This is a genomic window from Pseudomonas sp. (assembly GCF_050739995.1).
In the GTDB taxonomy this organism is placed as follows: Bacteria; Pseudomonadota; Gammaproteobacteria; order Pseudomonadales; family Pseudomonadaceae; genus Aquipseudomonas.
Genome location: NZ_JBOICG010000284.1, coordinates 1 through 7,369 on the forward strand (window position 1 = coordinate 1; position 7,369 = coordinate 7,369).

The 7,369-nt window shown below is 61.6% G+C and carries 8 protein-coding genes; 5 read left to right on the forward strand and 3 right to left on the reverse strand.

All coding sequences use genetic code 11. From position 1 onward, the window contains the following. Positions 1 to 81 precede the first annotated feature (81 nt). The 3 genes from ACRESD_RS09725 to ACRESD_RS09735 all read right to left on the reverse strand — a co-directional run bounded on the left by ACRESD_RS09725 (position 82) and on the right by ACRESD_RS09735 (position 2,628). Positions 82 to 639, reverse strand: coding sequence for an L-threonylcarbamoyladenylate synthase (locus ACRESD_RS09725; RefSeq protein WP_110623903.1), 558 nt, complete (start codon positions 637 to 639; stop codon positions 82 to 84). 54 nt (positions 640 to 693) lie between these two features. Further along, positions 694 to 1,788, reverse strand: a complete 1,095-nt coding sequence (gene dprA, locus ACRESD_RS09730; protein ID WP_431750721.1) for a DNA-processing protein DprA — start codon at positions 1,786 to 1,788, stop codon at positions 694 to 696. Between the two features lie 63 nt (positions 1,789 to 1,851). Beyond that, positions 1,852 to 2,628, reverse strand: a complete 777-nt coding sequence (locus tag ACRESD_RS09735) for a peptidoglycan-binding protein (protein ID WP_431750722.1) — start codon at positions 2,626 to 2,628, stop codon at positions 1,852 to 1,854. Between the two features lie 135 nt (positions 2,629 to 2,763). On the opposite strand from ACRESD_RS09735, the gene def reads away from it, so the two are divergent. From def to ACRESD_RS09760, 5 genes are all read left to right on the forward strand, one after another. Further along, on the forward strand, positions 2,764 to 3,270 hold the full coding sequence (def, locus tag ACRESD_RS09740) for a peptide deformylase (RefSeq protein WP_017135146.1): 507 nt from the start codon (positions 2,764 to 2,766) through the stop codon (positions 3,268 to 3,270). Positions 3,271 to 3,339: 69 nt separating this feature from the next. Beyond that, positions 3,340 to 4,293 (forward strand): methionyl-tRNA formyltransferase, encoded by a 954-nt coding sequence (gene fmt / locus ACRESD_RS09745; protein WP_431750723.1) that lies wholly within the window; start codon positions 3,340 to 3,342, stop codon positions 4,291 to 4,293. Further along, entirely contained in the window at positions 4,290 to 5,600 is a 1,311-nt protein-coding gene (gene rsmB, locus ACRESD_RS09750; RefSeq protein ID WP_431750724.1) for a 16S rRNA (cytosine(967)-C(5))-methyltransferase RsmB, read from the forward strand. The genes fmt and rsmB overlap by 4 nt, the downstream gene beginning before the upstream one ends. 22 nt (positions 5,601 to 5,622) lie before the next feature. Then, entirely contained in the window at positions 5,623 to 6,996 is a 1,374-nt protein-coding gene (trkA, locus tag ACRESD_RS09755; RefSeq protein ID WP_431750725.1) for a Trk system potassium transporter TrkA, read from the forward strand. Between the two features lie 18 nt (positions 6,997 to 7,014). After that, positions 7,015 to 7,326, forward strand: a complete 312-nt coding sequence (locus tag ACRESD_RS09760; RefSeq protein WP_431750726.1) for a tetratricopeptide repeat protein — start codon at positions 7,015 to 7,017, stop codon at positions 7,324 to 7,326. Positions 7,327 to 7,369 lie beyond the last annotated feature (43 nt).

The following is a 7,369-nucleotide window of genomic DNA, read 5'->3' on the forward strand; positions in this document are numbered from 1 at the left end:
CTCCCACACTCGACCGCATTCTCATGTTGGAACTCGGTCAAATGTAGGAGCGGGCTTGCTCGCGAAGGCCGCACCTCGGTCTCAAGACGGACGCACGACCTCACCCGTCGCCAAATCACGAATCAGGCTCGGGTTCTTGCGCCCACCCAGAGCACCACCCAACACCAAGTCCACTTGGCCACGGAAATACTGCTCCACACGAATCCGCGTGCGTGCCGCCGGGCGGCCTTGAGGGTTGGCCGACGTAGAAATCAGCGGCCCCACCAACGAGCACAAATCCCGCACCAACGGATGATCACTCACTCGCAAGGCTACCGTGTCATGCACACCGGTTACCCACTCAGGCAACAAGTCCTGATGGGGCACCAGCCAGGTATTCGGCCCCGGCCAGGTGCTGGCCATGCGCTCGATCCAGGTGTCCGGGAAGTCTTCAAAGAGAAAATCGAACTGGCGAATGTTGTCCGCCACCAAGATCAGGCCCTTGTCCACCGAGCGATTCTTGATCGCCAGCAGCCGGTCCACCGCTTCTTCGTTCCACGGATCGCAGCCCAGGCCCCAGACCGCTTCGGTCGGATAGGCAATCACCGCGCCTGCGCGAATTTCTCGTGCGGCTTCCAGCACACGCCACCTGTTGACCATTGTTCACTCTCCGGACTAAAGCTCTGCGCAGTTTACCGATCTTCTTTACAAAACCTAGCGGCGCGCGAGCCAGCGGCCACTCTCACAGATCACTTGGCCTTCGAGCTCCAGCTCCGTCAGCGTCGACAGCACTTGGGACAACGGCCGCCCGCTGGCAATCGCCAGCCCCTCGCTGGTATGGGGTGCGGCATGCAACAGCGCGACCAGCGGGTGGGTAACCGGCATGGGGGTCGGACAAGACAGGGCCTGCCAGCCGCGCAAACCTTCCAGAATGTGCTCAATGGTTTCCACCAGCATCGCACCCTCACGGATCAATTGGTGGCAACCCTTGGCACCGGGGTGATGAATGGAACCCGGGATTGCATACACCTCACGCCCTTGCTCGGCCGCCAGCTTCGCGGTGATCAACGAGCCGCTGGCCATGCTGGCTTCCACCACCAGCACACCCAGCGACAAGCCGCTGATGATCCGGTTGCGCCGGGGGAAATTGCCCGCTTGAGGTGCGGCATCCAGTGGAAACTCGGAAATCACCGCGCTGCCTTGCTCAGTCATCGCCGCCGCGAGCGTTCTATGGCGCTGTGGATAAAAATTTTCCAGGCCTGTGCCCAACACACCGATTGTCTGGCCGCCCACCTCCAATGCTGCCTGATGCGCCGCGCCATCGATGCCCAGCGCCAAGCCACTGGTGATGACAAAACCGGCGCTCGCCAGGCTGCGGGAAAACGCGGCGGCCGTGTCCATGCCGGGGCGTGAGGCACGACGACTACCGACAATTGCCAGTTGGGGTTTTTCCAGGATTGCCGGGTTTCCGGCGACGAATAATAACGGCGGCGCATCGTCGATCTGGGCGAGCAGCGCAGGGTACTCAGGCTGGTCCCACATCAGTAAATGCTGGCCCGGACGGGCCAGCCAGGCCAAGGCGTGGCTGGCACCCTCACGGATTTCCGGGCTGCGCCGCGACTCGGCACAGATAGCCGGCAACCCGAGGGAACGCCAGGCGCTGGCCGGCGCACTGATGGCTTTTGAAGCGCAACCGAACGCTTCGATCAATACGCGAAAACGCTTGGGTCCCAGTTCCGGCAGCCTGTGCAAGCGTAGTCGGGCTTCCAGTTCTGCTGGGGAAATTTTATGACTGTTTGTCGGATACATCTGATCATCCTTGATCGGAACAAGCTGTGGATAACTCTGTTGGTAACTTATTTAGCAGGCTATTTATTGCGTTTGATGGGCAGTCTCGAATCGGTCCATGACCGCCAGTGAGCGCGAGGCACTAAGGACCAATCCATAGCTGAGCTTTTCAAAGGTGCGAAACACCAGCAGGGTGCCGGCACGTTCCTCGGGAAGTTGAGTCGGAGCGCCTGAGAGCACATCTCGCACAGTGGCGCCGGCCTTGATCACCGTCAGCAGTTGGCCTTCAAGCAGGCCGTCGCGGCGGCCTTTGTTGAGGGTTACCGCATCCAGCACGCCAATTTGGGTGACGCCTTTGGGGATGTCGATGATGTGCCCATCGACAAAGGGGGCGGACTTCCGTTGTTCCAGGCTGCCCGCATCGACGGGGGGTTGCGTACGAAGGAGGCGGTCTCCGGGGCGCACCTCCTGTGTCACCTGCTGAACGGCCAGGGTAGTAAGGTCGCCCGCCATCACAAAACGTGCAGTGCCGATGTGGTCGGCATTGATACCCAGCAGTTCTTGGGTTTTCGGGTCGGTGTAGGCCCGACCGCGTCGGAAGATCCCGTAGTCTGGTTGGGACGGGTCCAGATTCCCTCTGGCGTGAACGCGCTCGCCATTAGCGCCCAAAACCCGTCCAGCGCCTGCCGCGACAATGTACGGCGCGTGGTCCAGGTCCTGGGCCGTATCGAGAATGCGGTTATGCAGTAAAAAACGCTGGATAGCCTGTTGCGTGGGTTGATCCAGGCGCTGTGCAGGCTGGGGCAACAGGGCCACGGCAAACGGCGCCCACAGCAGCAAGACGAGTAGCGATTTCCTCATGGGGTCAATCTCCTTTATTATGTACATTCGCGTGAAATGCCACGGCCTTCGCGACTTTTGAGCATTTCACACCGGCTGTCTGGGTCCATCCCAACGCCGATTTGCCTCTACCTCACATGTGCAGCAATTACGCTTATGGCTATTTTGAACATCCTCGAATTTCCCGACTCGCGCCTGCGCACGATCGCCAAACCGGTGGCCGTAGTGGACGACAAGGTTCGTCAGTTGGTCGATGACATGTTTGAAACAATGTATGAAGCCCCGGGCATCGGCCTCGCCGCCACCCAGGTCAACGTGCATCAGCGCGTCGTGGTCATGGACCTGTCGGAAGATCGCAGCGAACCACGGGTGTTCATCAACCCCGAGTTCGAACCGCTGACCGAAGAGATGGGCGAGTACCAGGAAGGCTGCCTGTCGGTGCCGGAATTCTACGAGAATGTCGAACGCCCGCTGCGCGTGAAGATCAAGGCCCTGGACCGTGACGGCAAGCCCTACGAACTGATCGCCGAAGGCCTGCTCGCCGTGTGCATCCAGCACGAGTGCGACCACCTCAACGGCAAACTGTTTGTCGATTACCTGTCCACGCTCAAGCGCGACCGGATCAAGAAGAAGCTGGAAAAAAAGCATCGCCAGCAAGCTTGATGCCTCTCTTCCAAAGGCTTGCTGCGGCAAGCCTTTTTCTTTTGTGACTGTTTTTAACCGAGACCTCCCATGACCGAGCCACTGCGCATTGTTTTTGCCGGCACTCCCGAATTCGCTGCCGAACACCTCAAGGCGCTGCTGAACAGCCCTTATGACATCGTCGCGGTGTACACCCAGCCGGATCGTCCGGCCGGGCGCGGGCAAAAACTGATGCCGAGCCCAGTCAAGCAGCTGGCGCTGGAGCACAACATCCCTGTGCTGCAGCCACCGACCCTGCGCAACGCGGATGCCCAAGCCGAGCTGGCCGCGCTGAAGCCGGACCTGCTGGTGGTCGTCGCGTATGGCTTGATCCTTCCCCAAGCGGTGCTGGACATTCCACGCCTGGGTTGCATCAACAGCCATGCCTCGCTGCTCCCACGCTGGCGCGGCGCGGCGCCGATCCAGCGCGCCGTTGAAGCAGGCGACCACGAAAGCGGCGTGACCGTGATGCGCATGGAGGCGGGCCTGGACACCGGCCCGATGCTGCTGAAAGTGACCACCCCGATCACCGGTGAAGACACCGGCGGTAGCCTGCACGACCGTTTGGCCGAGCTGGGCCCGCCAGCCGTGATCCAAGCCATCGCCGGCCTGGCTGCCGGCACCCTGGAAGGTGAAGTGCAAGACGACAGCCTGGCGACTTACGCCCACAAGCTGAACAAAGACGAAGCCCGCATCGACTGGAGCCGCCCGGCCGTGGAGCTGGAGCGACTGGTGCGCGCTTTCAACCCGTGGCCGATCTGCCACAGCACGCTCAATGGCGAAGCCTTGAAAGTACTGGCCGCCACCTTGGCCGATGGCAAAGGCGCCCCCGGTGAAATCATCGGCGCCAGCAAAGATGGCCTGTTGGTCGCCTGCGGTGAGCAAGCGCTGTGCCTGACCCGTCTGCAATTGCCCGGTGGCAAGGCGCTGAATTTCAGCGACTTGTTCAACAGCCGTCGTGAGAAATTTGCCTTGGGTACGGTTCTCGGGGCGGTTGCCCAATGAACCCGCGTCTGGCCGCCGCCAAGGCTCTCGCCGCCGTCCTCAACGGTAAAGCTTCGTTGAACAGCTCGTTGCCGACCCAGTTGGATAAGGTCGAGGACCGTGATCGCGGCTTTACCCAGGACCTGGCCTTTGGTACGGCCCGCTGGCAGCCACGCTTGTCGGCACTGGCGGCAAAACTGCTGCAAAAACCGTTCAAAGCGGCCGATGCGGATGTCGAAGCGCTGCTACTGGTCGGCCTCTATCAGTTGCTCTACACCCGCGTGCCGGCCCACGCCGCCATCGGTGAAACCGTCGGTTGCGCCGATAAGCTGAAAAAACCCTGGGCCAAGGCTCTGCTCAACGCCGTGCTGCGCCGCGCGCAGCGTGAAAGCGAAGCGCTGTTGGTCGAGCTGGAGCATGACCCGGTGGTGCGCACTGCTCACCCACGCTGGCTGCAAAAATCCCTGAAGGCCTTCTGGCCTGAGCAGTGGGAAGCCATCTGCGCAGCCAACAATGCACACCCGCCGATGATCCTGCGGGTCAACCGTCGCCATCACAGCCGTGACGCCTACCTGCAATTGCTCACAGGTGCCGGCATCAACGCCACACCATGCGTGTATAGCGTCGACGGTATTGTGCTGGAAGAAGCCACTGACGTGCGCAGCCTGCCGGGCTTTGCCGAAGGCTGGATCAGCGTGCAGGACGAAGCGGCGCAACTGGCCGCCGACCTGCTCGACCTGGCACCAGGCCAGCGCGTGCTCGACGCCTGCTGCGCACCCGGCGGCAAGACTTGTCACATCCTGGAAGTCGAAAAAGACCTGGCCGGGGTAGTCGCCGTCGACCTGGAGGCCAAACGCCTAGTGCGCGTTCGCGAAAACCTCGCACGCTTGGGCCTCAGCGCCGAGCTGATCGCCGCCGATGGCCGCGATACTGCCACCTGGTGGGACGGCAAACCGTTCCAGCGCATCCTGCTCGACGCACCGTGTTCCGCCACGGGTGTGATTCGCCGCCACCCGGACATCAAACTCACCCGCCAACCCGACGATATTGCCGCGCTGGCCGTACTGCAAGGCGAGTTGCTCGACGCCATGTGGCCAACCCTGGAGGTCGGCGGCATCCTGCTCTACGCCACGTGCTCCACCTTGCCGACGGAGAATACCGAGGTGATCGAAGCCTTCCTCGCCCGCACCAGCGGCGCACGGGAACTGGACCTCGCGACCACCGCCGGCATCAAGCAGCCCCACGGCCGCCAATTGCTTGCACAGGAAGGCGGCCACGATGGCTTCTACTACGCCAAACTGATCAAGATCGCCGCCGCACGCGGCTGAATGGTTTTAAGGGAGTGACCGGATGAAAATCATCATCCTTGGGGCAGGGCAGGTCGGCGGCACGCTGGCCGAGCATTTGGCCAGCGAAGCCAACGACATCACCGTGGTCGACACCGACAGCGAGCGCCTGCGCAACCTCGGTGACCGCCTCGACATCCGCACCGTGCAAGGCCGCGCGTCGTTCCCGACGGTGCTGCGCCAGGCCGGCGCCGACGATGCCGACATGCTGGTGGCCGTGACCAACAGCGACGAAACCAACATGGTCGCCTGCCAAGTCGCCCACACGCTGTTCCACACCCCGACCAAGATCGCCCGCGTGCGCGAAGCGGCCTACCTGACCCGCGCCGGGCTGTTCGACAACGATGCGATTCCGGTCGACGTATTGATCAGCCCGGAACAGGTGGTGACCCACTACATCAAGCGCCTGATCGAGATTCCCGGAGCCTTGCAGGTGATCGACTTTGCCGAAGGCAAGGCGCAACTGGTGGCGGTGAAGGCTTACTACGGCGGCCCGCTGGTCGGCCAGCAACTGCGCCAGCTACGCGAACACATGCCGAATGTGGAAACCCGCGTGGCGGCGATTTTCCGTCGTGACCGGCCAATCCTGCCCCAAGGCGATACGGTGATCGAGGCTGACGACGAAGTCTTTTTCATCGCCGCCAAGGCGAATATTCGCGCAGTGATGAGCGAAATGCGCCGGCTCGACGAGAGCTACAAACGCATCGTGATCGCGGGTGGTGGGCAGATCGGCGAACGCTTGGCGGAGGCGATCGAAAGCCGCTACCAAGTGAAGATCATCGAGATGAACCCGACGCGCTGCCGGCATTTGTCCGACACCCTCGACAGCACTGTCGTACTCCAAGGCAGCGCCTCGGACCGCGACCTGCTGATGGAAGAAAACATCGCCGACGCCGACATTTTCCTGGCCCTGACCAACGACGACGAGGCCAACATCATGTCCTCGTTGCTCGCCAAGCGGCTGGGGGCGAAGAAGGTGATGACCATCATCAACAACCCGGCCTATGTGGACCTGATCCAGGGCGGCGATATCGACATCGCCATCAGCCCACAACTGGCCACCATCGGTACGCTGTTGGCGCACGTGCGCCGTGGCGATATCGTCAGCGTGCACTCCCTGCGCCGTGGCGCGGCGGAAGCCATCGAGGCGATTGCCCACGGTGATGCGAAGTCGAGCAAGGTGATCGGCAAGGCCATCCGCGATATCGGCCTGCCACCGGGCACCACCATCGGCGCGATCATTCGGGATGAAGAAGTGATCATCGCCCACGACGACACGGTAATCGCCACAGGCGACCACGTGATTCTGTTCCTGGTGGATAAAAAACATATCCGCGATGTGGAGAAACTGTTCCACGTGGGCTTGAGCTTTTTCTGATTTGACGGAGTGACCGACATGCTCGAATCCCTGGAAAAAATGCTCGCCAAGGGTGTGGATAACTCGCTGCTACGCTTTGGTTTGGGCAAGGGCTATCTGGATTTGAAGGACAACGCCAAGGCCGCCGAACATCTGCAGAAATGCGTGGAGTTTGATCCGAAATATTCGGCAGCGTGGAAGCTGCTGGGCAAGGCACAGTTGGGGCAGGGTGATAACCCCGCAGCGCGACAGGCGTGGGAGAAGGGTATTGAAGCAGCCCAGGCCCATGGCGACAAACAGGCCGAAAAAGAAATGGCGGTGTTCCTGAAGAAACTCGACCGCCAGCCCTGAGATGATCCCCTGTGGGAGCTGGCTTGCCTGCGATAGCATCACC